The sequence below is a fragment of the Priestia sp. D51 genome, from assembly GCF_053345675.1.
The window spans coordinates 1-25,278 of the sequence record NZ_JBLTIR010000006.1; the positions used below are offsets into that span (position 1 = coordinate 1).

23 protein-coding genes, 1 pseudogene and 2 other annotated features are annotated in these 25,278 nt (G+C 33.0%); of the genes and pseudogenes, 7 read left to right on the forward strand and 17 right to left on the reverse strand.

Annotated features, from left to right (window positions below):
- Positions 1-376: 376 nt before the first annotated feature.
- The 6 genes from ACNHOZ_RS21550 to ACNHOZ_RS21575 form a co-directional block, all read right to left on the reverse strand.
- Positions 377-682: a hypothetical protein gene (locus ACNHOZ_RS21550; protein WP_048018746.1), complete on the reverse strand. Its 306-nt coding sequence runs from the start codon at positions 680-682 to the stop codon at positions 377-379.
- Between the two features lie 31 nt (positions 683-713).
- Positions 714-1,334 carry an SHOCT domain-containing protein gene (locus ACNHOZ_RS21555; RefSeq protein ID WP_048018745.1) on the reverse strand — a complete coding sequence of 207 codons (621 nt, stop codon included), beginning with the start codon at positions 1,332-1,334 and terminating at the stop codon, positions 714-716.
- Positions 1,335-1,555: 221 nt separating this feature from the next.
- Positions 1,556-2,719, reverse strand: a complete 1,164-nt coding sequence (locus tag ACNHOZ_RS21560) for an Ig-like domain-containing protein (protein WP_048018744.1) — start codon at positions 2,717-2,719, stop codon at positions 1,556-1,558.
- 507 nt (positions 2,720-3,226) lie between these two features.
- The gene (locus ACNHOZ_RS21565) at positions 3,227-4,381 is read right to left on the reverse strand and encodes a lysozyme inhibitor LprI family protein (protein ID WP_053074018.1); all 1,155 of its coding nucleotides are present in this window, start codon (positions 4,379-4,381) and stop codon (positions 3,227-3,229) included.
- A gap of 68 nt (positions 4,382-4,449) precedes the next feature.
- Entirely contained in the window at positions 4,450-4,902 is a 453-nt protein-coding gene (locus tag ACNHOZ_RS21570) for a hypothetical protein (RefSeq protein ID WP_308215566.1), read from the reverse strand.
- A 174-nt stretch (positions 4,903-5,076) separates the two neighbouring features.
- Positions 5,077-6,084: a hypothetical protein gene (locus tag ACNHOZ_RS21575; RefSeq protein WP_053074017.1), complete on the reverse strand. Its 1,008-nt coding sequence runs from the start codon at positions 6,082-6,084 to the stop codon at positions 5,077-5,079.
- Positions 6,085-7,114: 1,030 nt separating this feature from the next.
- Positions 7,115-7,330 (forward strand) — a binding site (T-box leader).
- Between the two features lie 43 nt (positions 7,331-7,373).
- Here ACNHOZ_RS21575 and ACNHOZ_RS21580 point away from each other — a divergent pair.
- On the forward strand, positions 7,374-8,750 hold the full coding sequence (locus ACNHOZ_RS21580; RefSeq protein ID WP_048018742.1) for an amino acid permease: 1,377 nt from the start codon (positions 7,374-7,376) through the stop codon (positions 8,748-8,750).
- Positions 8,751-8,860: 110 nt separating this feature from the next.
- Here ACNHOZ_RS21580 and ACNHOZ_RS21585 read toward each other — a convergent pair whose 3' ends face one another.
- Positions 8,861-10,294: an alanine/glycine:cation symporter family protein gene (locus ACNHOZ_RS21585; RefSeq protein ID WP_048018741.1), complete on the reverse strand. Its 1,434-nt coding sequence runs from the start codon at positions 10,292-10,294 to the stop codon at positions 8,861-8,863.
- A gap of 771 nt (positions 10,295-11,065) precedes the next feature.
- On the opposite strand from ACNHOZ_RS21585, the gene ACNHOZ_RS21590 reads away from it, so the two are divergent.
- Positions 11,066-11,380 (forward strand): thioredoxin family protein, encoded by a 315-nt coding sequence (locus ACNHOZ_RS21590; protein WP_048018740.1) that lies wholly within the window; start codon positions 11,066-11,068, stop codon positions 11,378-11,380.
- A gap of 753 nt (positions 11,381-12,133) precedes the next feature.
- Here ACNHOZ_RS21590 and ACNHOZ_RS21595 read toward each other — a convergent pair.
- Positions 12,134-12,775 (reverse strand): NAD(P)-dependent oxidoreductase, encoded by a 642-nt coding sequence (locus ACNHOZ_RS21595; RefSeq protein ID WP_048018739.1) that lies wholly within the window; start codon positions 12,773-12,775, stop codon positions 12,134-12,136.
- Positions 12,776-12,910: 135 nt separating this feature from the next.
- On the opposite strand from ACNHOZ_RS21595, the gene ACNHOZ_RS21600 reads away from it, so the two are divergent.
- The 3 genes from ACNHOZ_RS21600 to ACNHOZ_RS21610 all read left to right on the forward strand — a co-directional run bounded on the left by ACNHOZ_RS21600 (position 12,911) and on the right by ACNHOZ_RS21610 (position 15,353).
- On the forward strand, positions 12,911-13,258 hold the full coding sequence (locus ACNHOZ_RS21600) for a winged helix-turn-helix transcriptional regulator (protein ID WP_048018738.1): 348 nt from the start codon (positions 12,911-12,913) through the stop codon (positions 13,256-13,258).
- Positions 13,259-13,853: 595 nt separating this feature from the next.
- Entirely contained in the window at positions 13,854-14,141 is a 288-nt protein-coding gene (locus tag ACNHOZ_RS21605) for a hypothetical protein (protein ID WP_048018737.1), read from the forward strand.
- A 378-nt stretch (positions 14,142-14,519) separates the two neighbouring features.
- Positions 14,520-15,353, forward strand: coding sequence for an STAS domain-containing protein (locus ACNHOZ_RS21610; RefSeq protein ID WP_048018736.1), 834 nt, complete (start codon positions 14,520-14,522; stop codon positions 15,351-15,353).
- 227 nt (positions 15,354-15,580) lie between these two features.
- Here the strand turns inward: ACNHOZ_RS21610 and ACNHOZ_RS21615 are convergent, their stop codons facing one another.
- From ACNHOZ_RS21615 to ACNHOZ_RS21625, 3 genes are all read right to left on the reverse strand, one after another.
- Entirely contained in the window at positions 15,581-15,823 is a 243-nt protein-coding gene (locus ACNHOZ_RS21615; protein ID WP_048018735.1) for a hypothetical protein, read from the reverse strand.
- Positions 15,824-15,977: 154 nt separating this feature from the next.
- Positions 15,978-16,886, reverse strand: coding sequence for a hypothetical protein (locus ACNHOZ_RS21620; protein WP_048018734.1), 909 nt, complete (start codon positions 16,884-16,886; stop codon positions 15,978-15,980).
- A 218-nt stretch (positions 16,887-17,104) separates the two neighbouring features.
- Complete coding sequence (locus ACNHOZ_RS21625) at positions 17,105-17,695, reverse strand: GNAT family N-acetyltransferase (RefSeq protein WP_048018733.1); 591 nt, start codon at positions 17,693-17,695, stop codon at positions 17,105-17,107.
- A 244-nt stretch (positions 17,696-17,939) separates the two neighbouring features.
- Positions 17,940-18,179: a binding site (T-box leader), on the forward strand.
- 50 nt (positions 18,180-18,229) lie between these two features.
- On the opposite strand from ACNHOZ_RS21625, the pseudogene ACNHOZ_RS21630 reads away from it, so the two are divergent.
- Positions 18,230-18,373, forward strand: a pseudogene (locus ACNHOZ_RS21630) (tryptophan--tRNA ligase); the annotation flags it as partial.
- Here ACNHOZ_RS21630 and ACNHOZ_RS21635 read toward each other — a convergent pair.
- The 5 genes from ACNHOZ_RS21635 to ACNHOZ_RS21655 all read right to left on the reverse strand — a co-directional run bounded on the left by ACNHOZ_RS21635 (position 18,373) and on the right by ACNHOZ_RS21655 (position 22,777).
- Positions 18,373-18,534, reverse strand: coding sequence for a hypothetical protein (locus ACNHOZ_RS21635; RefSeq protein ID WP_155404442.1), 162 nt, complete (start codon positions 18,532-18,534; stop codon positions 18,373-18,375). The pseudogene ACNHOZ_RS21630 and the gene ACNHOZ_RS21635 overlap by 1 nt on opposite strands.
- Entirely contained in the window at positions 18,531-18,716 is a 186-nt protein-coding gene (locus ACNHOZ_RS21640) for a hypothetical protein (protein WP_053074016.1), read from the reverse strand. Before ACNHOZ_RS21640 ends, ACNHOZ_RS21635 begins: the two co-directional genes overlap by 4 nt.
- A gap of 266 nt (positions 18,717-18,982) precedes the next feature.
- Complete coding sequence (locus ACNHOZ_RS21645; protein ID WP_255900389.1) at positions 18,983-20,107, reverse strand: aminotransferase; 1,125 nt, start codon at positions 20,105-20,107, stop codon at positions 18,983-18,985.
- A 21-nt stretch (positions 20,108-20,128) separates the two neighbouring features.
- Positions 20,129-21,184 carry an ornithine cyclodeaminase family protein gene (locus tag ACNHOZ_RS21650; protein WP_048018730.1) on the reverse strand — a complete coding sequence of 352 codons (1,056 nt, stop codon included), beginning with the start codon at positions 21,182-21,184 and terminating at the stop codon, positions 20,129-20,131.
- Positions 21,185-21,391: 207 nt separating this feature from the next.
- A complete protein-coding gene (locus ACNHOZ_RS21655) occupies positions 21,392-22,777 on the reverse strand; it encodes an MATE family efflux transporter (RefSeq protein ID WP_255900386.1) in 1,386 nt (461 codons plus the stop codon).
- Between the two features lie 272 nt (positions 22,778-23,049).
- On the opposite strand from ACNHOZ_RS21655, the gene ACNHOZ_RS21660 reads away from it, so the two are divergent.
- Positions 23,050-23,928: a LysR family transcriptional regulator gene (locus tag ACNHOZ_RS21660; protein ID WP_048018728.1), complete on the forward strand. Its 879-nt coding sequence runs from the start codon at positions 23,050-23,052 to the stop codon at positions 23,926-23,928.
- A gap of 121 nt (positions 23,929-24,049) precedes the next feature.
- Here ACNHOZ_RS21660 and ACNHOZ_RS21665 read toward each other — a convergent pair whose 3' ends face one another.
- Entirely contained in the window at positions 24,050-25,213 is a 1,164-nt protein-coding gene (locus ACNHOZ_RS21665) for a M20 metallopeptidase family protein (protein WP_048018727.1), read from the reverse strand.
- Positions 25,214-25,278 lie beyond the last annotated feature (65 nt).

Here is a 25,278-nt window from a genome sequence, read left to right on the forward strand (position 1 = left end):
AGTTATTATTAAGCTAATTAAATATCAATTTTATATTGTTTAAAAGAGTAAATAGATAAACTTACTTATAAAAATTATAGTTTTACTATTTACTCTAGATGACGACAAATATGATCTTTTTCTACAATGTGAGTAAATAGTATAATTATTTTTAATAAAATACGTTAACCATTACTCTTGTAAAAAACATTAAATTATATTTACATAAAACATTATTGTATCTTTTCATTTTTAATTATATGTTGTAAAACTTTATCTCTTATATGTATAAATAGAAAAACTGCGTATTTGTCGTCAATAAGAGTAAATGATAAAACTATGGTTTTTATAACAAACTTTTAATGTTTACTCATTTAGTTAAGTAAAAAAAGAACGCTTATCGAAAGATAAACGCTACCATAAATTGTTCTATGAAATTGTAACTATGAGTAATGAACATCATCCACCATATAGTTCTACCAACTAAAGGTATCTTTGACCAGTTTTCTTTAATACGCACTTCCTTTATGTAAAGTAGAAAAACTACTCCGAGCATACTAATAGCACCGAAGCTTATTAGTACATCATCCCAATAGTGAGGGTTGTACTTGGTTAAGCACAAGAATACCAGAGTTGACACTATTGTAATCAATAATAAAATACCAAAAACCATTAACGCTTTACTCGACTTTTCTTTACTCATAATATCCTCCTATAGAAAAAAGGTAAGGGTATTAAGCTAATAATCTTGCTTTAGCTTTCGTAAATTCTTCTTCGTCTAACAACCCGTCTTCATACATGTCGGTTAGTTTACGAAGTTCGTCTGCCATGGAGTACGGGGATTCGGAAGGTGAATCATTAAAATCAGGATAATACCCTTTTAACCCAATTAATTTTTCTAATAGAGCCATTGTTCGCACGTTGGCCATTTCATAGGCTTCGCCACCTGTGAAAAACCCTCGGCGTGCGTACGTTGTAAGGTATATAACGTCAATATCTTCCGTATAAACTTTCAAGGTAACCGTGTTGTCTGACATATGTATCCTTGGTACAAATTGTGCATCTAAAATGTTATAGCCATCGGTAATGCTAAAACGTTGTTCATACACAAACGCAACTTTCCCTTTGTTTCGGTCTAAAATAAGGGCAGTACCGTCGTTTTCTACTCGATCGTCGTGACGATACACTTCAAAATCATCTTCATGACAGTTATACGATTTAGTCATTTCCGCTTTGCATTTGTTGATGGAAGACGTTAAACGGGCATTGGAAAGGTTCCATTTGGTTTTGCGTCTCGCTTTGTTTAAGATATTAAGAACAATAAGACTGATGACAATGATTAAAAATATTTTCATGTGTGTGTTCCCTTCTAAGTTGTTAATAGTTTTAAAGTCTTAGTTATTTTAGCATAAAGTAGTTAAATAAGTAATATATGCTAATAAAATTCAACAGGACTATTAAAATAACCTCTTAGGAGAAAATTTTAAGTTGATTTTAATAAACTATCTCTGTACAAACGAAGAGAGCAGCCATCATATACTGGTTGCTCTCTTCTAGCAAAACCGATTCAAAAAAATTAATGTTTTACAACAGTTACATACGTAAGTTTACTTACATTATTTGAAGCATCCTTAGCAGTTACGTTAAGTGTAGTACCCTTTTTCTGTACTGGGATACTAACAGAGAATATTCCCTTCGAATTTGCTTTTGCATACCCAATTCGATTTTTCCCTACATTAACTGTAACAGTGGAATTAGCCTCAGCTTTACCAGTTACGACCTTATCATTATCGTCTACTTTATTAACTGTTGGCTTGTTAGGCGGCGTAACATCTGCTTTCACAACAGTTACATACGTAAGTTTACTCACATTCCCTGAAGCATCCTTAGCAGTTACATTAAGGCTAGTTCCTGCTTTTTGAACAGGGATGTTAACCGAGAATGAACCATTTGAACTCGCCTTTGCATATCCAATTCGACTTTTCCCTACATTAACAGTGACTGTTGAACCTGCTTCTGCCTTACCTGTTACAACTTTATCGTTATTGTCTACCTTGTTAACAGTAGGTTTATTTGGTGCAACTGTATCTTTAGCCTCAGCTTGAAATAAGGTTGAGATTCCATACACGTCATCAGTTTCACTACTATTTAAATCTAGAACAGGTATGTAATATGTGCCTGCTTTATTAACTTTGTATTCTTGGACTTCTACCCCATCATCATATTCAGAATCTAAGTATTCTAAATATCCATGATCTTGGTAATCATATTCGGTTGCCACAAATAATAAATCTATATCGGAAGGAGTATCCGTTACCCCTCCTACTAATAAAGTACCTTTTCCAGATACATATACCTTATAAAAATCTATATCGAAAGTATCGTCAAACTGTCCAAATGTCATTCTATCATTTAGTAAAGTGTCTGCTATTTTGAAATCATCATTGGGCTCACTCTCATACATTGGCGAACCGCTACTACCACTAATACTGGCAGCATTTGATTTTTTTGCTGAAAAAGACTTCGGAGTTTTTAATGAGTTCAGAGTTTTCTCTTTAAAATCATTAAGTACACTAGGACTAATTACGTTATGATTGAGTGGTTTATTAGTCTCTAATTGACCTTCAATTGCCTTCTTTGAAGCCTCGTAAGTATTGCTGTCCGCTTGAGCTGTACCTACTGATAATGAGGAAGCTAATAGTCCTACAGATAATAATGAGATAATACCCTTTTTCTTCATCGAATCTCTCCCCTTGGTTATATATGACCACCCACTCGCTATGACTATGATACTATTAATTTTCCAACATAACCATCTATTCTCATATTCAAATTTCGACAAAAAAGACAGCCACTATAGTAGCAGCTGCCAATGTATCATCGTCTAGTTTTATTATTCTTCGGTGGTTCAACTTCAATCATTTGCATTTAAAATATTTGATTTTCTGTAATGCCCAATTCACGCATTTCATCCTGGAGAGTAAGTACGCCATTCTTCTATTTTAATTCTTTTCTTTCTTCCTTCTCTTAGTGTAAATTCCCTAAACCAAACCACGTTAATTACTAACCCATTTTGTTTAGTTTCTTCTATACAAATACGAAAAGAGCAACCATCATATACTGGCTGCTCTCTCCTAGCAAAAACGAACTTATATAGATATGTATGTCTGTACTTATATTAAAGCATACAAACATAAGATAAAAAAGGTAAGCAACATATAAAATTCCAAATAATAATATTTACTCATCATTTCATATAGTTGTAAACTAAAATGTAGCAACGGTCTCTTGTAAGTTCCCATAATGTACGTACTTGTTCAGCTTGTGATAAGGTACCGCCACCTTCTTCATCAAAAGTTTCTTGGGCAGCTGCATCTCTAGATTCGATCCATTGGCGTTGATCAGATTGAAGCGTACTCATTTCTGAAGCAGATAATTGTGTCTTTAAAACACCGTAAATCTCGTTTAATAAACCATCCCACAATTGATAATTCTGGCTATATTGTTGCTTTCTTTCCATATCATTTTCAGAAGTAGCACTTGCTTCTAGCATATCTTTAGTATGGTCCAGTTTATATAGATACTCTTCTTTTTTGCTAGCAGGTGCTGGGCTGTTTGTAACTGTTTGATTATCTGTAGACTGATTTTGATTATTCGTTGCTTTACTTTCTGAAACAGTTGTTATTGGGCCATTTTTAGCGATATCTGTTAAAAATAAATGGTCATCATGATAAATTGCAGAATACATCCAATTATATTTTTTAGTGGCTTGGGAACCATCAGGCTTAATGATTGTAACAGTCTCGCGGGTTGCTATCTTATAAAGACTTCCTTTTGAAGATTCCCCAGTTTTATTAAAACTAACTAAAGAATAATCTTCCCATCTTTCCTTAATACCTTGTTTATATAGTTTACTAACTAATGACTTTTGTTGATTATAGAGGGATCCTTCAATAAAGTCACTAACATAATAGTCGAATCTTCCTGTATTAATAGCGTCTGTTAATCCACCTATATAATCACTCATAAGAAGACCTGCTGTATCAATTGATGGACTACCTGTATTATTAGACGTTGAATTGCTACTCACCGTCGTATCTTTATTACTAGACACAGGTTGGGAATCATTTTTATGAGTATCAGTTGCATTGCCACTACCTTTTACGGTGTTGTCATTGTCCACAGTGGTGCTTTTACTTCCTTCACTTTTATTTTCAGACGTGTTATCGCTGGTAGTACTACCGCTACCTTCCGTAGTCTTAACAGCATTGTTATTACCAGCTTCCTGATTACTACCTTTCTCAGTTTCTACCGTTTTTGAATCTGCCTTTTCCTCTGATTGGCAACCACTAATTAAAAATGTAGTTGCTGCTACTAATGAAATAATACCTTTTTTGTACATTATTGTTCCTCCTCTTAAGATGTTTATTGTATGTATGTTTAACAATATAGTTAAATATGAATATAGAATTATGCTACTTCGGCTACTTTAGCATCTACTAAGTCCATTAACTCTAATAATTCTCTTTTATGAGCACAATGAACATTTACTACTTTTCTTCTTCCTGATGAAAAAGTCACAATAAGCCTAAAATTACTTCTTTTATGTATAAGATAACTTAATAAAATTGCTGTTCCGTAGTATTTTGCATAGGTAAATACATCCCCCATAAGTAAGGATGCAATAAATCCTAAAACGCCTACTATCCCTATGTTTATTGCATATCCTGGCGTGTCCTTAGCCATATTTGTATTTACTACCTCTTTTAGGAAAATAGAATAATCTTCTTTCCAACCTCCATTTTTCTTGTCACGTATAACGAGACGTTTATTAGTTAAGATAATAGTAAGTTTCCTTTTCCACTTATACTCCTTAACAATTTGTTCACCTTGAGCTAATATCATGCTGTATCTCCTTTTAATCCTACACTTTTTCTATACTAAGACAGATATACACTTCTATCTTAATATCTATTTACGTAATAGACTTGTTTATTAGTTTGAAAGTATTAGTTATTTTAGAATAATGTTCATAAAAAATAATACTTGTTAATGAAAAGGAGTGAAGGTAACCCCCACACTCCTTATGCTTGTTTATTATTCTTGGTTACTACAGAATAAACTTTCCGTATCGGCTTCATCTCCGTTGTATACGTTAAAACAATGGTCTAAAGTTTCACTTGAGCCATCACCACTTGAAGCTAATTCCGCCTCAATCTTTTGTTGAGCCTCTGGTGATATCCAACCTTGCATATCTGATACTGCCTCATATGCAGCATAAATTTTTTCTTGTTTAGCTTGTGCGTCTGCATCAGCTTGGGCATCAGCTTGAGCTTGCGCCGCTGCTTCCGCATCTGCTTTTGCCTGTGCATCAGCTTCTTCCTGAGCTTTTTGTGCTTCCTCTTCGGCTTTTTTATCTGCATCTTCTTGAGCTTTTTGTTCAGCTGCAGCTTGCTCTTGTTTCTCTTTATCGGCTTTAGCTTGTGCTTCCGCCTCTACTTGAGCTTGTTTGTCTGCTTCAGCTTGAGCATCAGCTTCTGCCTTAGCATCAGCTTCTTCTTGAGCTTTTTGTTCAGCTTCTAGTTGAGCATAGTAATCGTCTAACTCTTTTTGCATTTGCTTTTGCTCAAGATCTGATAATTGCGCTTGTTGATCTTTGATTTGACTTTGTAATATGGCAATTTGATCTGCTGAAGCATTGTCAATTAAATTAACATTTTGAATGTAGTTACCTGTATTATCAAAAGTCACTTCCATTATTGAAAAGACATTTTGTTCTTGGTTAATTCCGTAATAGATATATTCGTTATTACCTACTTGGATATATTGATAGCCAACCATTAAACTCATAAGGTAATCCATATCAGCATTATTGGAGTTAACAGCTTTTTGTAAATCTGTTGCCTTCGTCTGTAGAGTGTGAGGTGTAGCTTCTTTTACAGTACTCGTGTCTTTAGTAGTGTCCTTGTTAGTATCATTTGTATGTACTGCTGTTCGCGGTGTAGTGACTTCTTTTTGTGGTTCAGATTCACTACTTTCATGACCACAACCAGCTAACGCCAGCGCTAATAATGGAGCTCCCAAAACAACTTTTAACATTTTCATAGATAATTATCCCTCGTACTTTTCTTTTTTTTACTTTATTGTAATTCTTGAGAACTACAAAAAGCCTTTCCTATTATACCAAAATTAAGTAGTAGTGCTTATATTTTCTTGTAAAAAATTAAAAAAATTATACTAGAAACATCTTAAGTCACAATAAAACCTCCTTAAAATCATTAAAAAAGCCCCTAGATAAACTAAGGGCTTCATAGATTCACATTAAAATGAGCGTCCAGGACCAATTGATATATTTCGTTTTGGACTAGGTAAATACTTCTCATAATAACCAAACGTATAAACTTTTAGCTAAGCATAATTTCTTTTATTTATCTCTTCTTCTTTATTAATCTTAGTCATTGCTGCGTAATCGAAAATTATATTAACATTGGCTATACTTTTCAAATTCTGTGATTGAGAGATGACATAGAAGACGAAGAGAAACAAATACTTGAAAATTAAAATATAATTAAATGTACATACTTTACACTTATTTTGAGCAGACTACTTAAGATGGATAAAATCATCACAAATAATCTTTAATTAAGTCACGAAAAAACCTGTTGGCTTGTCAGGCACGAACAGGTTTTTTCGTTTTATCTTCGCATATTTTTATAAACGTTTAGTTAACATAAAACCAATTATAAGAAGTAACAAAACTTTAACCCCTGTTTTTAAAGATTTTTTCTATTTGTAACTCAAATGTTGTAAGAGAAAAGTTCCTAAAAGGATAATGAACCTTGCATCAGTTTATTCTTTAGGATACAATTTAATACTGAGATATTTTCTCACCATCTTTATTCTGATTTGAAAAACTACTGCACTCTTTCTTGTGCAGTAGTTTTTCTAGTTAGATAAGTATATAGTCCAACTATAGTACACATGACTGATTGAAAAATAAATAAGGAAACCTAAAAATATATTTATGCAAATCTCAATAACGCTTCTTATAATTTTACATGGAGTAAAATATATGTTGACTTTTAATTCTAAACTAACTAAGATGATATACATTACATATGATTTAATTTAATAAACAAAAGCGAAGATAGGACCGTAAGTAACTTTAACCTCCCTGTTATAGAGAGCTGACAATAGGTGGAAGTCAGTACAAAGATTAGAGATGAAATTCACTCCTAGAGCTTCCTCTTCTAAAGTTGTTTTAGAGAGGACGGATAAAACCGTTATGCTAATTGAGAGGTAAGATGTTTTTTACAATATAGGGTGGTACCGCGAAATTTTCGTCCCTGCTGAATGATTCAGCAGGGGCTTTTTTATGTTAAAAGGAGGGCATCATGAAAGAAAATACTGCATCAAAGAATACGTTAAAAAAGCAACTATTACCGCGACACATTCGAATGATTGCTATTGGAGGAATGATTGGAACAGGAATTTTCAAAGGAAGTGCTGATACGATTGGATTAGCAGGACCTTCCGTTATCTTTTCATACTTATTTGCTGGTCTATTGCTTCTCATTGTAATGGGAGCTTTGGCTGAAATGGCCATTGTATACCCATCTCACAATATGAAGGATCTAATTCAAAAAGCTTTTGGGAGGCGTTTTTCTTTTGTAACTGGAGCTACTTATTGCTTTATGTGGCTTACCGTGTGTGTTATTGAAGTCATCGCTGCAGGTAGTTTTCTGCAGTATTGGTTTTCTTCTATTCCTTTATGGATTCTTTGTCTTATTTGTTCCATCGTACTTATCTTAATCAATGCTACAAGTGTAAAGTCTTTTGGAGAAATTGAGTTTTGGTTTGCAGGCATTAAAATCTTTGTTATTATTGCTTTCATTCTATTAGGTGTAAGTATTTTATTTGGAATCATTCCAAGTAATAGCCCATCTTCTGAGTACCTTCATAATTATAGCAACTTTGTCCCAAATGGTTGGAAAGCCGTTTTTTCTACCTTGCTTGTAGTCATCTTCTCATATGGAGGCTCAGAACTAATTGGCTTAACTATTACAGAAACGAAAGATGCTGAAAAGGTCTTACCAGGCGTAGTTAAAGGTGTTATGTGGAGAGTAGTTCTATTTTACACCTTACCTATCTTTATTATCTGTGGCTTAATACCTTGGGATAAAATTGATGCAAATGCTAGCCCTTTTGTCCAAGTATTCGAAATAGCCGGGCTTCAAGGGGCTTCTCATGTTATGAACTTTATTTTATTAACAGCTGTCCTTTCAGCAGCCAACTCAGGTATTTATGGCTGTACAAGGATGCTTCATTCTTTATCTCAGTCGGGGGATGCACCTAAAAGCTTATCCTATGTAAATAAACAAGGCGTACCTATTTACAGTTTAGCTTTCAGCGTCTTATTCTTATTAATGGGAACATACATTGTGTACTTATATCCTGAAAAAGCTTTTTCTTATTTATTAGCTATTCCTGGTTTTACAGTTTCTCTTATATGGATTAGTATTTGCTTAGCTCAGCTAAAGCTACGTCCTCAATATAAACAAAAACCATATTTTAAGCTTTGGGGATTCCCTTATTTAACACTTTTTGCTGCATGTGCATTAGTTATTAGCTTTATAGTCTTTCTAATAGATAGTGCGAATAGATTAAGCTCTACAGTTTGCGTGGCTTTCGTTCTTGTAATGATAATCCTTTCATTATTCAAAAGGGATAACAGATTCACTTCTCGTAAAGCACCAAATGATACAAATTAGATTTTAAATTCTCTAAGAACTTAAATCAAAAAAGCTACTTTAATAAAGTAGCTTTTTTTGATTTATAGTTTCTCTATAATGAGTTTACTACTGAAAGTACTCTCAGTAATTTAACTCACAATTTGTTTTTGAGTTTTTTCTTCCTCATTCCAAGCCTCTAATGTTTCACGACCTGGTAAGTGTGAGATACTGTCTGCATGAAATACCGGATCTTTCCCTTGTTTCTTTTGAGCTATATAATCTTTTAATACGGCTTTAGCTACTTTAGATAAGCGAGTAATGGCATATAAATTAATTAGAACCATTAGTCCCATAAAGATATCTGCAAGAGACCAAACTAACTCAGCGCTATATAATGCCCCAAATAGGACCATTAAAATGACTCCAAAACGATAAAATAAGATTGTTTTCTTGCTATGTTTCATAAAGCTAATGTTTGACTCACCGTAGTAATAGTTCCCCATAATTGTACTCAACGCAAATAAGAAAACAGATATAGATACGAACGTTGCGGCAAATCCACCAAGTCCTACACGTAAAGATTCTTGTGTTAATGGAATACCTGTTAACTCAGAAGTTTTATAGACACCAGAAACTAACACAATCATCACTGTAGATGAACAAATAACAAATGTATCGATGATAACGCCTAAAGCTTGAATAAAGCCCTGTTTTGCTGGGTGAGTAACATCAGCTGCAGCTGCAGCATTCGGTGCAGAACCCATTCCTGCTTCATTAGAAAATAATCCTCGACGGATACCCTGAAGTACAGCTGCACCCATTACCCCACTAAATAATTGTTTAAATGAGAATAGACCTTCCGAAAAGATAGCACTAAACACACTAGGAAGTACGTGATAGTTTGCAATCATAATCCATAACGATAACAGAATATAAGCGCCTGCTTTAATTGGTACTAAAATTGTAGAAAATTTAGCTACGGAATGAACGCCACCAAATATAATAAGAGCTGTAATAACCGTAAGAATGATCCCCGTCATTGTCGTATTTATTCCGAACTCATTGTTAATTGATGCAGCAATCGTATTCGCTTGAACAGCATTAAAGATAAGACCAAAAGACAACGTAATTAAAATACTGAAAGCAATACCTAATTTTCTTTTTCCTAGACCTTTTTCCATATAATAAGCAGGTCCGCCTCGCCAAGCATCTCCGTCTTTCACTTTATAAACTTGGGCTAACGTACTTTCTACAAAAGCTGAAGCTGAGCCAATTAAAGCGATAACCCACATCCAAAATACTGCACCGGGACCTCCTAATGCAACTGCTGTTGCTACTCCAGCTATATTACCTGTACCAATACGAGCAGCCATACCAATCATGAATGCTTGCAAAGAAGACACACTCTTCTTATCTTTATCTTTATTTTTGCGTCCGTCTCCTAATAAACGTACCATTTCAGGTAAGAACTTTATTTGTAAAAAGCCAAATCTAATTGTTAAGAAAAGCCCAATTGCGACCAAAAAGATAACAATCAGTTTGGACCATAAATAATCATTAAGCATTGCAATAAATTCTGTCATATTTTTCTCCTCGTTGTAAAAATTTTTAGACTATAAAGATTATAATGTTAAGCATATTATTTTGTAAACTAGATAAAATGTGGAATTCACAAATATTTTTTATAAGTAACTAACCTATATTTAAATGGTTACACAGTTGCTATTTGAGAAAATTCATCAGAAGCGCAGGTTATTATAATGGTACTTTAAGAATAAAAAAGAGCCTCCTCAAAGAATGAGAAGGCTCTTTTCGTAGTTAGAATCACCCACTATAATTTCCGTTACAGTAAGGTAAAGATAGTATAAATAAAATTCAATAGAATGTAAATAGAAAAAAACAACTGCCCATAAATAAAGAAACATGTTCCACCATGACCCCTTTGAACAGTTGCTAAAATTAATTTTCAGAATAATTAAATTATACCCCGTATGATCTGTTATGTATATTTCATTTTTAAAAAGGAAATAGCATGATTTTCTTTTTAATCCATGTTATGGTTTTAGTAGAAACCCACTTTTTAATAATCTCTCTTGCAACAATCTAATGTGTGATTTAGATACTTCTTAAATTTAAAACGAAAAAGACTTTCTCAAATAAGAAAGTCTTCTCCTAGTCTGAATGAATGTACTTGGTTAAGGTTAACATTCTCCCTTATTATACGTATTCTTCAGGTGTCTGTCACCTAGAAAACACACCATCTATTTGAGTTATTGTACTAAGAATAATTAGAAATAAGAGAGATAAAACATAATTAAAGTCTTCATTACAAAAAGGTGATTTGGAGGATTATAATGGCCATTTTAAGAGGAACAAAAGATAATTTTTTCTCCCTAATTAAGGATGGTATAACCTTAGCTTATTTTTCTAATCCGGAGACAGAAGAGTGCCAAGCAACTCGAGCAAACTTAGAATCTATAGAGAAGAATATAAAAAAAGACATTAAGTTCGTAGAAATTAATGTGAATGAAGAAAAAAAAGTAGTCGACAAATTCCCAGTCGACATATTTCCGACCATTATTTTGTTTAAAAATGGGAAAATACTGAAAAGTAAAATCGGAGGACAGCCCAGATCACAACTAACACAGTTCATAAGTCCTTTTAACTAAATATTGCACTTTTAACATGTATGTATATCAACCTAATTAAGTGATTTTTCTATAAAAGTTTGTTAACATATATTTTGAAGAAACTTATTTTCGATGAGATAATTTCTTCGAATCACATAACATGTATTTATCCAAGGTCTAAGGGTATTAACGCAATGTCTTTTGGATAAACTACCTACGATGCCGAGAGGCATTAACTTTCCTATTCTATTTTAAATGGAAGAAGCTACTGTTGATGGAGTCAGTCAGTAGCTTTTTCACCTAAAATAAGCTTCCTACAATTGAACCTCTTTCTAAAAATATGTTACAATTTAATAGACAAAAGACAACCTTTAAAAGGCCATCTAATTTGCAACCATTAGATGGCCTTTTTCGTATATTCAATTATAAGTTTTTTGTTATTCTTGGACTGTAAGTTAGTTAACATAAAACAGCTTTCCGAAAGACACGAAAAAACGGGTCCTTGGTACAAAAGGGCTCATTGGCTTCCCATATTTATCGTTTATACAATTTTTATTCATATATAGAAGCGCATAAAAAATAGTCTGTATATTGAAAAATATGTTATAATATCTTTATCGTTCATACTCAGATATGTATGAATGAACCCTTACATGTAGCAACCTCGCACTCACTGCAGAGGTTGCTTCTTTATTTTGTTAATGATAATAACCATTTTAATATGTTGAAATGTATTTAAAGATACTGTCCTTAGAAGTAAGCTCTTTAGAATCTCGGCAGTTGTAGAAAAAGTTATTCTGTTTCACCAACAACCGTAAATCTTTCATTCACATGTTGTGGCTTTTCGATTTCATCTATTACGGCAATAGCATAGTCAGCATAACTGATATAACTTTGGCCTTTATTATTTAGTATGACATGATCTTTTCCTGCTTTATAAGAACCCGTTCTCTTTCCTTCTGGATCAAAAAAACCTGCAGGACTAATATATGTCCATGCAATAGATTCTGAATTTTGTAGCTCCTCAAGTTGTTTTCCTGCATTGTATGCCGTTGGGAGAACAAACTCTGGAAAATCAGGCGTGTCCATCAGTCTCTGTGTCTTCTCTTCGTCTACAAATAGACTTCCAGCACCACCCACGACAATTAATTTTGTGTCTAAATTACCTTTAAGAGCTTCAACTAAAACCCTTCCGGCTTCTATATATAACTGTTCTTCTCCTTGTGGTGCTCGATATGTGCTAACTACAACATCAAATGCTTTTAGTTCTGAGGCTGTAAGAGTAAAAACATCGTTTTCAAGAATAGTCACATTTGGTTCTGTAACTTTTGAAGCATTTCGAACAATTGCGGTTACGTCAAATCCTCTATCCATAGCTTCTTTCATAATAAGCTTTCCAACTTTACCAGTCGCACCAATAATCGCGATTTTCATTATAAATCCCCCTTGGTTTTATTGTTTATTAACGTATATTCATATATTATGGCATTAGAAAAAAAAACAAAAGTAGTCATATTTTTATGACGTAGTCACAAAAACATGACCATTAAGAAAAGAGAGGGCTTGAATATGGCACGAACTCGATTTGAGGGTGAAACACCCCCAGAACAGAGAGAAGTTTGTCCGGTCACGGCAACGCAAAATATCATCGCGGGGAAATGGAAAATTATCATTCTTTGGCATTTAAGTAACCAGACCCTACGATTTGGGGAACTTCAACGACTGGTTCCTGGTATTTCAAAAGGAATTTTAACTAGCCAGTTAAGAGAACTAGAAAGAGACCAAATGGTTATAAGAAAAGTATACCCACAAGTACCTCCAAAAGTAGAATACTCCTTAACAGAAGCAGGAAAGGGGTTTACACCTATCCTAGAAAGTATGGGAAAATGGAGTAAAAAATATGCAATGATGAAATAAAAATGAGGAAGAAGTTTTGAAAGAGAATGTCTATGGAATTACAAAAAATTGATATTTTATATAAAACTAAATTGGTTATAGTGACTGATCAAGTAAAAGGTTCCTAATTAGCTTTCGATGTATTCTTTTTCTATGTATTATCTCATTTCCCCTTACTTTCTTGTGTAGCTTGTAATAATTAATGAATAAATTTAGAAGTTATGATAAAGAATTAATTGATAAAGTGTAATCTACACAATGTTATTAATTTCTACTCAATAAGTATAAAGAAGCGTAAAACTTAGTTAAAAAATAATTAATAAAAAAGCATCATTCCTTGTTTTCATGACGGGATGATGCTTTTTTCATTAAAAATGTGTCAGTAGTACTACAAGATGTTTCATTTCCTGTATATATGGGTATCAGAGGTTTTAGGACATTTCTCTCATAGTATGCTTTCGATTAATGACAAAACATCGTATACGCAACATGATTTGTTCATTTTCTGCTTTGAAAGGACGATTTTATTATTTATTGTCTTTCTTTTTATTTTATATAAAAACAATGAAGTACTCTCCAGAGTACTATTATCCTTAGTCAAGGGAGTTGAGATATTGTGAAAAAAACAGAGCACATCAAGAGATATGAGCAAGGTATTACTAGTAAGTTTGCTGTGTACACCTTTCCATATGTTTATGAATTTTCTATTTATGCTATTGACATCTTTTATTCTGATACAGAAGAATACCTCTTTGGTTGTGCTCAGAATACTACATTTGAAAGATTCTTTACTCGTAAAATCTACCAAGATGAGCTTGGTTATTATTTCAAGTATGTTCAAGAAAAGATCTATCTCAACAGGTTTAAGCCAATAAAGAACAATATGTTACAGTTAGCTCAATGAACTAGCTTTTTTTATGTCCTCTAAGACAAACGACTTATCCTATTCACATAGGGTAGTTTTTTCATTTGTTAGTAGTATATTTTTTATATGATTGGACCAAAATGCAATTAAAATACCTTCCGAAGTTGGTATTCGTAACACGATTTTCTAATTCTCTGTTAGGTTGTATATTATATCCATTTATTGTTAAAAATAAATTATCGGAAATAAAGATGTTATAGGGAATTTATGATACAATTTAGGTGTACTATACAACTAAATAAAGAATATAAGTAACTTAACATTTCATTGATCTTAATACACTTTTCAACATGTTTAGTCCTCTAATCCTCATCTATTAGAGGACTTTTACTTTTTTATATACTAGGAGGGGAATTTTTGCCCTATATACCACAAGAAAAATTACATGCTATTAGAGAAAATATTTTACAACGAAAAGAAGAGCTAGCTGAAAATAAAAGAGAAGATCTTGCGGAATCTCATCATATCTATACAGAGTTGACTACTTTTCGATTGGACCTTCTTACAACTTATGCTGATTCTCTTTTAATGGAAAAAGAGGCAGCAAATGAAGTCATGGCACAGTGGGGAAACAATATGGCTAATTTATTAGTCAATCATGGACTACCATTAAACCTAGCTTTAGAGGAGATTAGCTATTATCGAGATGTAATCGGAGAAATAATCAAAGAAGAAGCAAAGGATAATGATTTTTCCCTCGATGCTTTTTATCAAATCATTTCTCATTTTAATAGTATTGTAGATAATGCCATTCAGTTCGTAAGTAAGTCGTATGTAAAAGACTACACTGACAAAATAAATTATGCTCAATATGCCATTGATGAATTATCTGTACCTGTTGTTCGTATGACAGAAGAAATAGGCATCCTTCCTTTAGTAGGTGATTTAGATACCAAACGGGCACAATATTTGATGGAGAGTGCCTTAGAGAAAGGAAGCCAATATAAATTAAAATGGCTTATTATTGACTTATCAGCTGTGCCCATTATTGATACGATGGTAGCAGATCAACTGTTTAAAGTAATAGCTGGACTACAGTTATTAGGAATCGAAGTCGTTATCAGTGGGATACGTCCAGAAATTGCTCAGACCATGGTGAGCTTAGGAATAAAAGTTGAGGGAGTTAGAAGTTTCTCTAGTTTACATCAAGCTGTTCAGTATACAAATTCACTTACAGAATCTTTAATGTGAATATTTTTATGGATTATGAGCAAACTACACGAGACGCTGTGAAGCTTCTGTTTGGAAATCCTCATTACTTGTTGAGTTAACAACATGCTTCGTTAAAAAGCTACTGAACCCTGTTCAGTAGCTTTTACTTTTTAAGAAATTTATTTTATATGTGCTTTTTACTTTACATAAAACCCCTTTATAAGAACCAATCCCCCTTTATCCTATTTAGATAAAGGGGGATTTATTTATCTATAATTACTTTCTACAAGTACCCCCAAATTATCTAAATCTTGACTGATATTTAAGATAATTAGGTAGTTCCATTCTCCCTTACGTTTCCCTAGATTTACTACTTGATGAACTTCTACTTGATCATTCTCATATTCTCTAGCTGCTTCACACATTTCCCTCAAAGTACTACCAAACTCTGTGTTATCCCAATTTCTTACCGTCAAATCAATATAAGATTGGCTCTTTTTAAAATTCATATCTCACTCACCTCTATTACTAAAAATAACATTAAAGTAATAGTTTAGGTGAAAAAATTAGTTACCATAATCACAGTTCTAGGAAGCGTCAAAAACCCACTTCATAGTTTCATCTTATTATGAAGTGGGTTTTAATTAATATATAACGTAACTTTTAAATTTTAGCGTTAGCAGCGTCCAGGTCAACTACATCAGGAACGTTCTCATAAGCAGAATTAGCATACTCCTGAAGTTTTTTTAGGAAAAGTAGAATCTCTGTACCTTTCATTTTGGCATGAGTAAGATGAAAAATATTATCTTTCCCAATATTAAGCTCATCTTCTGATAAATATAAAGGCAACGTTCGGAATACATACCAGGGATAATAAAGAGAGACGAATGTTTCTCTAAAATAAATTCCATTTTCACCAATAATAATACCGTCTGTCTTCTTTAAAGGAAACGTACATAAAAAAGCAACAATCTCTTTATTAGGTTGTAAATTAAAATACTTTATTATTTTCTTTTTCAAATCTGAAGGGATATGCTGATCTACTAACAGGCCATTATTAGGCTCAAAGGCTTCTTCATATTTCTCAAATAATGTACTTATGTTCATTAAGTCATTATACGTTACAGAAGAAGATACATTGTGCGGTTTTACAAGTAATTCGTACGAATATTCGTTTAAGAAATCTCTTATATTTGTCAAAAGTTCTATAAATAATGGGATCGGATACGTATTTCCTCCACCTATTAAACATGCTTTTCTATTGTCGAAATGAACTTCGAGATTATTTTGAACTGTAATCTGATTTACTTTACCAAATTCAGTCCATTCAATATTGTCTAATTCACCACTTAGATTTTTCCACCTTAACGCCTTATCGGTAAAACACACACCGATTTTCCCTGATCCAAATATTGTACAGTCGAGAAAAGCAATCACTTCTTCATTATTTGAAATGTTAAACCTTTTATTTGCCTTAGATAAAATAGAGAGAGGAATTTCTTCGATGAAAAATTTGTCTTGTTGATACCTTGAACATAAGTCGGTTAAATAATTGAATTTTATATTATGCATTTAAATAATCCCCGTTCGTTTTTAATAAACATTTCCAATATCTATTAAATCATAATTTTTACCTTTTATTCCATTTAAAAGTAAAATATAAGCAAATCAAAATGCATAATATATTCATTTATAGTTAACATAATGTGCTTTATAGTAATAAAAAAGCCCTTCTATAAAGGGCTTTCGTCCTTATAACATGCAGAAAGATGATACCATCAACAAAAATATTATTCTACTTTATCGTAATGTTTTGTTAAAAGGTCTTCTAGTTTAACTTTCACTACATTCCACTCATTATTTGTAATACTATATAGAACTGCATCGCGAATACGTCCGTTATGTAACATTCTCTCGTTGCGTAAAACTCCTTCCTTTATTCCTCCAATACGTTCAATAGCCTTCTGTGCACCTACATTTTGGCTATCTGTTTTGATTTGAACACGTACCATATGTAATGTTTCAAAAGCATGCTTTAGCAATAAATATTTACACTCGGTATTCACACTTGTTTTTCGAACAGACTGGTCATAAAACGTAGACCCTAATTCTACAGTTTTACGATCATAAGATATATCATACAAACGAGTACTTCCAATAATGGTATTACTAACTTTATCTATCACGACAAAAGGAAGTTCTATTCCTTTATCAAAATTCTTTATTGCCTCTCTAACTAGCTTTTCCATATCTTCTAAACAATCCATTTTGCGAACCATGTATGTCCATAGATTGGGGTTTTGCTGAACAAAGTTGTAGAGGGCTTTTACATCTTCTATATTCATGATCCTTAGCTTTGCTCTTTGACCGATTAACTCCATAAATCTTCATCCTTTCCTTCTAAATAAATCCATTATGTTCCATTTTAACAATAGTATCACTTTAAATCACTATGTATATCATATACATTGCTAGTTTACATAAACACGCATATAGGAAGAAATTCAATATTTAAATTAAAACATAAGTTTTAATTCTGCTATCAAGTCCTTAACATCAACATTATCAGTTCTATTTTATCTAAAGTAATTGTTTTTTTACCAAATTGAGGTAAAATAATAATATAAAAAAGCATTGAAAAAGAGGAGTACATATCTATAGCATTACAGAGAGCTAATGGTTGGTGCAAATTAGTATGTGAGGATATGGAATGGACTTTGGAGCTTCGAACTGAAACATAAAGATTAGGATTCGACAGATTTCCTTCTGTTATCAAGGAAGCATATTCATTTTAGTTCGAATATGCATAAGTGAGTTACAGATGTAACTAAGTAAGGTGGTACCACGGGGTTTCTCGTCCTTTTATGGATGGGAAACCCCGTTTTTATTTTCAGTATAAATTTGGAGGAGATTACATGAACAAGCCTATTGTATTAACAGGAATTAAACCTACAGGTCATCCCCATCTTGGAAACTACATCGGTGCTATCAAGCCGGCGTTAGAAATGGCAAAAAAAACTAATTATCAGAGCATGTACTTTATTGCTGATTATCATGCTTAAATCCCCCAGACTATAATTGGAACAATAACTACATATGCTGCTGTAATAAAGGCGCTATTTGAAGGAGTGGTGTATTTAATACCTACAGTCTGTGTAATATAACCTCCAAAATTAAGCAATCCTACGACTAATCCTACTTTAAATTCTTTTAAATTCATTTTGCATATCTTCTTATAAAAAAAGAGAAATAAAAAAAAGCAAAGATTAGTCCTCGAAAAAAGTTAATAAACCCTGCAGGTACATTGGCATCTAAAGCAAATTTTGTTGCTACAAATCCAGATCCCCACAGCACGGCTACTACTAATAATAAAGCGTTTGCAATCAATTTTGTCATTTTCATATAATAAAGCTCCCTTCTCCCTAGTAAAAACTGTCTTAGAGATAAAGAGAGTTTTTACCTTTATTAAATTAAACTAAACCGTCTATGTACTAAGCTTTTTTCTTATAGATCAAGTGAATTCATCTCTTTGTTCATCCTTAATTCTTAGTTAATAAAAGAATAAGTATAGCAAAAAATACACCTACCTAGTACGCGTAAATTAAAAATCACCCTATCAAATAATAAGGTGATCTTTAAGTGCAAATTAAAAGCTATTTCTTTATATATTATTTAAATGTTTGTAGATATTCAGATACTTCTTCAAGACCTTTTTGTAATGTTTCCGTTTTACATGCATATCCAATTCGAACATGGCTTTCAATGTCGAAACAAGATCCAGGTGTTAAAAAGGCACCGTTTGCTTTAAAAAGACCTATGCAAAACTCTTCTGAAGACACAGGCAAATCATATTTAAGCATCGCAGTCGTTCCCGCACGTGGTTTAACATATGAAATTAACGACTCCTTCTCCACCCACGCATCTAAGATAGATAAGTTCTGCTTAATTAATTTCCGATTTCGATCCAAAATCTTGTCATAACTCTTTAATGCCTGAACAGCTAAAATATCGTCTAACATGCCGCAACTAATTGTTGTGTAGTCACGATGATGAAAACAATCGGTGATGACTTCTTTTGGAGCTGCAATCCATCCCAGACGTAGACCAGCTAACGAAAGTACTTTAGACATACTAGAGGTGCTAATTCCTTTTTCGTAAATATCAACAATAGATGGAACATGTAAGTCGTCTTCTTGTAATAGTCGACGATATACTTCGTCACAAAGAATATATGTGTCACAAGAACGCGCAATTTCTACAATCTCTTCGAGCATCTCTTGTTCGATAATAGCACCAGAAGGATTATTTGGATTATTAAGAATGATCATTTTAGTTTTTTCATTAACTAAAGACTTTAACTCTTTTACATCGGGTAAATAGTTATTTTCTTCTCTTAAAGGTAATAAGTCTACAGTTGCGCCAAATGATGCAGGTACTTCATATAATTGCTGATATGTCGGATGAACAGCAACTACATGATCACCTGGTTGAATTAATGAATAGAGCACTAAAAAGTTTGCACCAATTCCTCCATTAGTAACTAATACATTTTCAGCATCAATTGAATCATATAATCCTGCCACTAATTTTCTAAAGTCTGGAGACCCTTCAATGTGTCCATATGTTAATTGGTTTTTCCCTAGTTCAATTAGAAATTTTTCTGGATCTGTACCGTCAAGTGAAATGAGTTCATTAACTGTCATTGACTCAACACATGTCTCTGCAATATTATATACAGCTTCCATTTCATATAAATTCATCCACTGTTCTACTGCAAATGTTTTAATATTCATAGTAAAATCTCCTTTTTAATTTTAAAGTGTTGTTAAAAGTCCTACTTCTTTTTCAGCAGCTTTCTCTAGTAAGTAGTTTGCTGTTATTAGATCTTGCAAGGAAATTCCCGTACTATCAAAAATCGTTATATCTTCATTAGATACTCGTCCATTTTCTTTATTTAAAATGACGCTTCCTATTTCAGCTTTAATTTGATCTTTAGTAATGATGCCCTTCTTATAAGGAATTTCTGTCTCCCCTACACTAATGGCTTGACCTACATCATCAACAAAGACTCGTGTATCTGCAAACAAGTTCTCATCAATTTCTTGTTTTCCTTCCATATCTGCTCCTACACAAGAAATATGTGTTCCAGGTTTTACCCACTCTTTCTTTATCATTGGTGCTCGGGACGGAGTAGCTGTAATGATGATATCAGCTTGTTCAGTGGCTTGTTGGATATCTTGTGTTGCTTCAAATGTGATATCGATTCGATTCAGCATCTGATTATAAAATTCTTGATCTGTAGATTTGTATGGAGCAATGAGAGATAACAATTTATCTTTAATTGATGTACAAAAATCATTCGCATGTTCAACGGAAAGAGCATTATAAACCGTTACTTTTTTAATGTTTTCCATATTCATTAATGTAGCGATAATTTGGTAAGGTCCTAAATGCCCTGATCCAACCAATAAAAGATGCTCAGAATCTTTTCTTGCTAAATATTTTGCGCCAATACTTCCAGCAGCTCCGGTACGCATCATCGTAATGTATTCTCCACTCATAATTCCAAGTGGTGCGCCCGTACGGCTATCCAGTACTAAAACTGTTCCCACAACTGCAGGTAAATTTTTTGAAGGATTTTCTCCGAACCAGGAAACTAATTTTAATCCAAAAATATTGGCACCTGTTAATTCACCGGACTTAATATCCATATCTGCTTTTCCAGGTTCAAATTCATGGAAGACCATCGGAAATAAAGAAGCATCTTCTTCAGCCTTTAATTTATACGCTTTTTCTACGAGACCTATTGTCGTTCTCATATCTAATAACTCTTGAATTTGTTCTTGATTTAAAATTCTAAATGGGAACAAATCTATTCCTCCCTTAAGCTTATATTTATTTAAAACGTTGTTATATTGGGTTCTTTTTAAATCTATCACAGCTTAAAAGATGGGAAAAATTAAGATATTCTATGGTATCCATAAGAAAAATTTAGTCATATATTTTTAAAAAGAAGCTTAATAAAAAAGGCTTACGAACATTAATAAAATATTCGCGAGCCTTTTTGAGATTAAAAATTATAGTTGCTCTTCCAAATATAGATTTTTTTCCTTAACCGTATTGAAATGCAATCGTTGTAAATAAAATAAGCGCCACAATAGAAAAATAGCTGCACAAGCTAAGCCTGAAATTAATCCGATCCAATAACCAGAAGCTCCTGTAGACGTATAATTAGCTAATATATATCCTAATGGTAGACCAATACCCCAATAAGCTAGTAACGTACTTATAAAGGAAATATTAACGTCTTTGTATCCCCTTAAGGCTCCTTGAACTGGGGTCGCGATAGCATCAGACAATTGAAATAAAGCAGCAAAGAGTAGAAAGCCTTCAGCCACTTTCTTGATATTCGTGTCAGATGTATAAATGCTGACAATAGAATGATTCCAAATGATTATTACTGTAATATAAAGAACCGCAAAGATAAGGGCAGCTCCTACCCCTATAAAGCTATACGTACGCGCTTCTTTAAAACGCTTTGCTCCAGCTTCAAACCCCACTGAAATAGTTAAAGCTAATGCAATACTGTAAGGAGTCATATAAAGTAAAGCCTGAAAATTATTTGCGATCTGATGAGCAGCAATTGTATTCGTATCAAATTGACTCATTAGAATAGTGACTGCTGAGAAAACACTTGATTCGAAAAAAATAGAAAAGCCAATAGGTATACCTATTTTTAAGATTTGTTTCCACGTTCTAAAATGGAACGGTAAGAATTTTTTAAACACTTTATATACCGCAAATCGAGGAATTTTAGAAATAACTGAAATAGAAATAGCTAGCATACACCAATAAGTTAAAGACGATGAAATAGCTGCACCATACCCTCCTAGCTTTGGAAACCCCAGATTACCAAACATAAGACAATAATTTAAAAATAAATTAATGGGGATAGAGCACAGGGTAATCATCATTGTTATTTTTGTCTGCCCTAAAGCATCCATAAAACATCTAAGAACCGTATAAATAAACAAGGGAATAACGCCTATAGAGATCATTACTAAAAATTTATAAGCGACATCATATACTTCTGCTTCTAGATTCATCGAATCTAAAATGAAAGGTATACTAATGGCTCCTAACCCAATAATAATGAGTCCTAGTGTAATTGCTAAGTAAACTGCTTGCACGATAAAAGGTGCCACATTACTACGCTTGCGTGCTCCTACATATTGTGAAACAGTGGGCGTTACTGCCAATAGAATTCCTGCTAAACCTGTACTAATTGCTGTCCATATACTTGCTCCAATCGCAACTCCTGCTAAATCTTTTGAACTTACATGACCTGCCATTGTTGTATTAAAGAATTGCATAGCAAAAAGAGAGGTTTGAGTCACAAAGATAGGAATGAATAGTCCAAAAAACTGTTTTAATTTTTGAATAACCGTTTTTGTCTGCTGCATCTAAACACTCTCCTTTCACTTATAACTATAAGAAGCCAATTAGTTCAATAATATAGTTAAAGGTTGTTATATGAAAAATAAAATTCTAATGTCTTTGCTTTCATGTATATCTTTTGCTAATATAAATACCAGTTAACTTACGCCCTTATCAAATTTATCATAGGTTAAAATAACAAGAAAATTGATTAATTTAATAGTAACCATAAGAAAAATTTAGCGATGTATTACATTTTTTAGCTTACTTGTTATTTTCCTGTGTGAAAGGAAAAACAATGGAACTTAGAAACTTAAAAACCTTTCAAGTTGTTGCCGAGCATTTAAATATGACGAAAGCAGCTAAGATTTTAGGGTATACACAACCGACTATCACGTTACAAATTAAAGTGCTAGAAGGAGAATTGGGTCATTCACTATTTACTCGTATTGGTAAAAAAACGTTTTTAACGCCAGCAGGTAAAAGACTGCAAATCCACACAGATAAGTTGTTTCGTGTCGTTGATGAACTAGAACGAGACCTAGAGGAATTAAATGGTCCATCTGGAACTTTATCTATTGCTGCATCAGAATATTACTGCAGTCACTATTTATCAAGTTTAGTAAATGCTTATATAAAGCTGCACCCTCAAGTCAAACTAAAATTACTTCCAGCAAACAGTTTAGAAGTTATAAAAAAAGTGCTTAATAATGAAGCTGATATGGGAATAATTGCTTGCGAGTGTAATAGTCCAGATATTGAGCAATATGTTCTTGGAAAAGAGAAAGCAGTACTTGTAGTATCTGAAGAAATCTTTAAACAGCATACTAAAGAAGAGATTTTAATGAATTATCCTTTTCTCTCTTACCATGGAAGTTGTAGTTTTGATACTGTTATTCAACAATGTTTTTCTGAGATGAACTATAACCCCAAAACAACAATAGAATTTGGTGGTAGCGATGAAACAATTAGACGTGCTGTGCTTAATCAAACAGGTGTTGCTTTGTTAGGGGAGAATGTTATAAAAGAAGAGCTAGTCAATGGTACCCTCGTTCCATTACATTATTGTACTCAAGAAATTGAGACTTCTTTAATTTATTTAAAAGATCGAGGAGAGGGCCCTACTATACACTCTTTTAGTGACTTATTAAAAGATACATGGCAAGCTACAATATAATTTAAATTTAAATTTGAAATTGAATCTGTTAGCTAATAACTCCCTAATGAGGTAATCTAAGGGGTTATTAGCTAAAGATTAAATACCAGTTTAAGCATAGAAGGATAAACTAGAAAGCTATTTAAATTACATGATTTTTATAATTAAGTGCAATTTTAATTAATAAATTTATCGCTGTTTCTAATGCATCTTCATCTATATCGAACTTAGGATGGTGATGCGGATAGCTGCTTGTTTCTCCTCCAACTCCTACAAAAATAAAGGCTCCTTTTCTTTCAGCTAAATAATAAGAAAAGTCTTCAGAGGCCATGGTTGGTTTTAAGGAGACAAAAGTTTCAGATCCATATAATTTTTTAACTATATCTTCTACAAATTGACTTAGCTTCTCATCATTTATTAAAGGAGGTACTCCCCCAAGTATATCTAAATAACCCTTAGCACCAAAGCTATTGCAAATTCCTTCAACGATATTCTCCATTTCCTTACGTATCTTGTACCTTATATCATGAGATAAAGTTCGTATCGCTCCGTACATAGAAACATGAGCTGGAATGATATTATATGAATCACCAGCTTCAATTTTACCAATTGAGATAACTGCTGGCTCTAAAGTATCAACCCGTCTACTAATGATAGATTGTATAGCGTTAACAATTAAGCTAGATATGTATACAGAATCTATAGTTTCATGTGGCATACCACCGTGTCCACCCTTACCTTCAATACGAATACGAAAGTCATCTACTGACGCCATCATTGCTCCAGAGCATATACCCACTTTTCCTTTTTGAAGAGGTTGCCACAGATGAATTCCAAAAATGGAATTAACATCTTCTAATACCCCTTGTTTAATCAAAAATTCTGCCCCACTTGGAGAGGTTTCTTCAGATGATTGAAAGATAAACACAATATTTGCTTCTACCTTATGTCTATTTTCTGATAGCCATTTTGCAACTGCCAACAAAATAGCCATATGTCCATCGTGTCCGCAGGCATGAGAAATCCCATATTTCTTTGAAATATACTTCTTTTCACCTTCTTCTACAATAGGCAATGCGTCCATATCAGCTCTGAGCGCAATGGTTGTTGAACCTTTAGTTCCATTTAAATAACCAACTACGTTGGGAGCTTGATAATCTAATAAGTCAATTTCCATTTCTCTTAACTGCTTTTTTATATATTCACATGTTTCAAACTCTTGACCAGATAATTCTGGATACTGATGTAAATGTCTCCTATGTTTAATAGCCCAATCTGACAATTTATTTAGTGTGACGGTATCCATGTCCATTCCCCCTAACCAACTTTTGATTATTGATGAAAATATAAAAGTGTTATTTATTGTTAAAT

What these genes read in the sequence shown, in the direction of transcription:
- ACNHOZ_RS21635 (WP_155404442.1), bottom strand. Translation starts at nt 18,534, where the DNA reads ATGAATTTAAAAGAATTTAAAGTAGGATTAGTCGTAGGATTGCTTAAT.
- ACNHOZ_RS21550 (WP_048018746.1), bottom strand. Translation starts at nt 682, where the DNA reads ATGAGTAAAGAAAAGTCGAGTAAAGCGTTAATGGTTTTTGGTATTTTA.
- ACNHOZ_RS21590 (WP_048018740.1), top strand. Translation starts at nt 11,066, where the DNA reads ATGGCCATTTTAAGAGGAACAAAAGATAATTTTTTCTCCCTAATTAAG.
- ACNHOZ_RS21585 (WP_048018741.1), bottom strand. Translation starts at nt 10,294, where the DNA reads ATGACAGAATTTATTGCAATGCTTAATGATTATTTATGGTCCAAACTG.
- ACNHOZ_RS21565 (WP_053074018.1), bottom strand. Translation starts at nt 4,381, where the DNA reads ATGTACAAAAAAGGTATTATTTCATTAGTAGCAGCAACTACATTTTTA.
- ACNHOZ_RS21615 (WP_048018735.1), bottom strand. Translation starts at nt 15,823, where the DNA reads ATGAATTTTAAAAAGAGCCAATCTTATATTGATTTGACGGTAAGAAAT.
- ACNHOZ_RS21645 (WP_255900389.1), bottom strand. Translation starts at nt 20,107, where the DNA reads ATGAATATTAAAACATTTGCAGTAGAACAGTGGATGAATTTATATGAA.
- ACNHOZ_RS21580 (WP_048018742.1), top strand. Translation starts at nt 7,374, where the DNA reads ATGAAAGAAAATACTGCATCAAAGAATACGTTAAAAAAGCAACTATTA.
- ACNHOZ_RS21555 (WP_048018745.1), bottom strand. Translation starts at nt 1,334, where the DNA reads ATGAAAATATTTTTAATCATTGTCATCAGTCTTATTGTTCTTAATATC.
- ACNHOZ_RS21575 (WP_053074017.1), bottom strand. Translation starts at nt 6,084, where the DNA reads ATGAAAATGTTAAAAGTTGTTTTGGGAGCTCCATTATTAGCGCTGGCG.
- ACNHOZ_RS21595 (WP_048018739.1), bottom strand. Translation starts at nt 12,775, where the DNA reads ATGAAAATCGCGATTATTGGTGCGACTGGTAAAGTTGGAAAGCTTATT.
- ACNHOZ_RS21640 (WP_053074016.1), bottom strand. Translation starts at nt 18,716, where the DNA reads ATGAAAATGACAAAATTGATTGCAAACGCTTTATTATTAGTAGTAGCC.
- ACNHOZ_RS21660 (WP_048018728.1), top strand. Translation starts at nt 23,050, where the DNA reads ATGGAACTTAGAAACTTAAAAACCTTTCAAGTTGTTGCCGAGCATTTA.
- ACNHOZ_RS21625 (WP_048018733.1), bottom strand. Translation starts at nt 17,695, where the DNA reads ATGGAGTTAATCGGTCAAAGAGCAAAGCTAAGGATCATGAATATAGAA.
- ACNHOZ_RS21665 (WP_048018727.1), bottom strand. Translation starts at nt 25,213, where the DNA reads ATGGATACCGTCACACTAAATAAATTGTCAGATTGGGCTATTAAACAT.
- ACNHOZ_RS21655 (WP_255900386.1), bottom strand. Translation starts at nt 22,777, where the DNA reads ATGCAGCAGACAAAAACGGTTATTCAAAAATTAAAACAGTTTTTTGGA.
- ACNHOZ_RS21600 (WP_048018738.1), top strand. Translation starts at nt 12,911, where the DNA reads ATGGCACGAACTCGATTTGAGGGTGAAACACCCCCAGAACAGAGAGAA.
- ACNHOZ_RS21620 (WP_048018734.1), bottom strand. Translation starts at nt 16,886, where the DNA reads ATGCATAATATAAAATTCAATTATTTAACCGACTTATGTTCAAGGTAT.
- ACNHOZ_RS21560 (WP_048018744.1), bottom strand. Translation starts at nt 2,719, where the DNA reads ATGAAGAAAAAGGGTATTATCTCATTATTATCTGTAGGACTATTAGCT.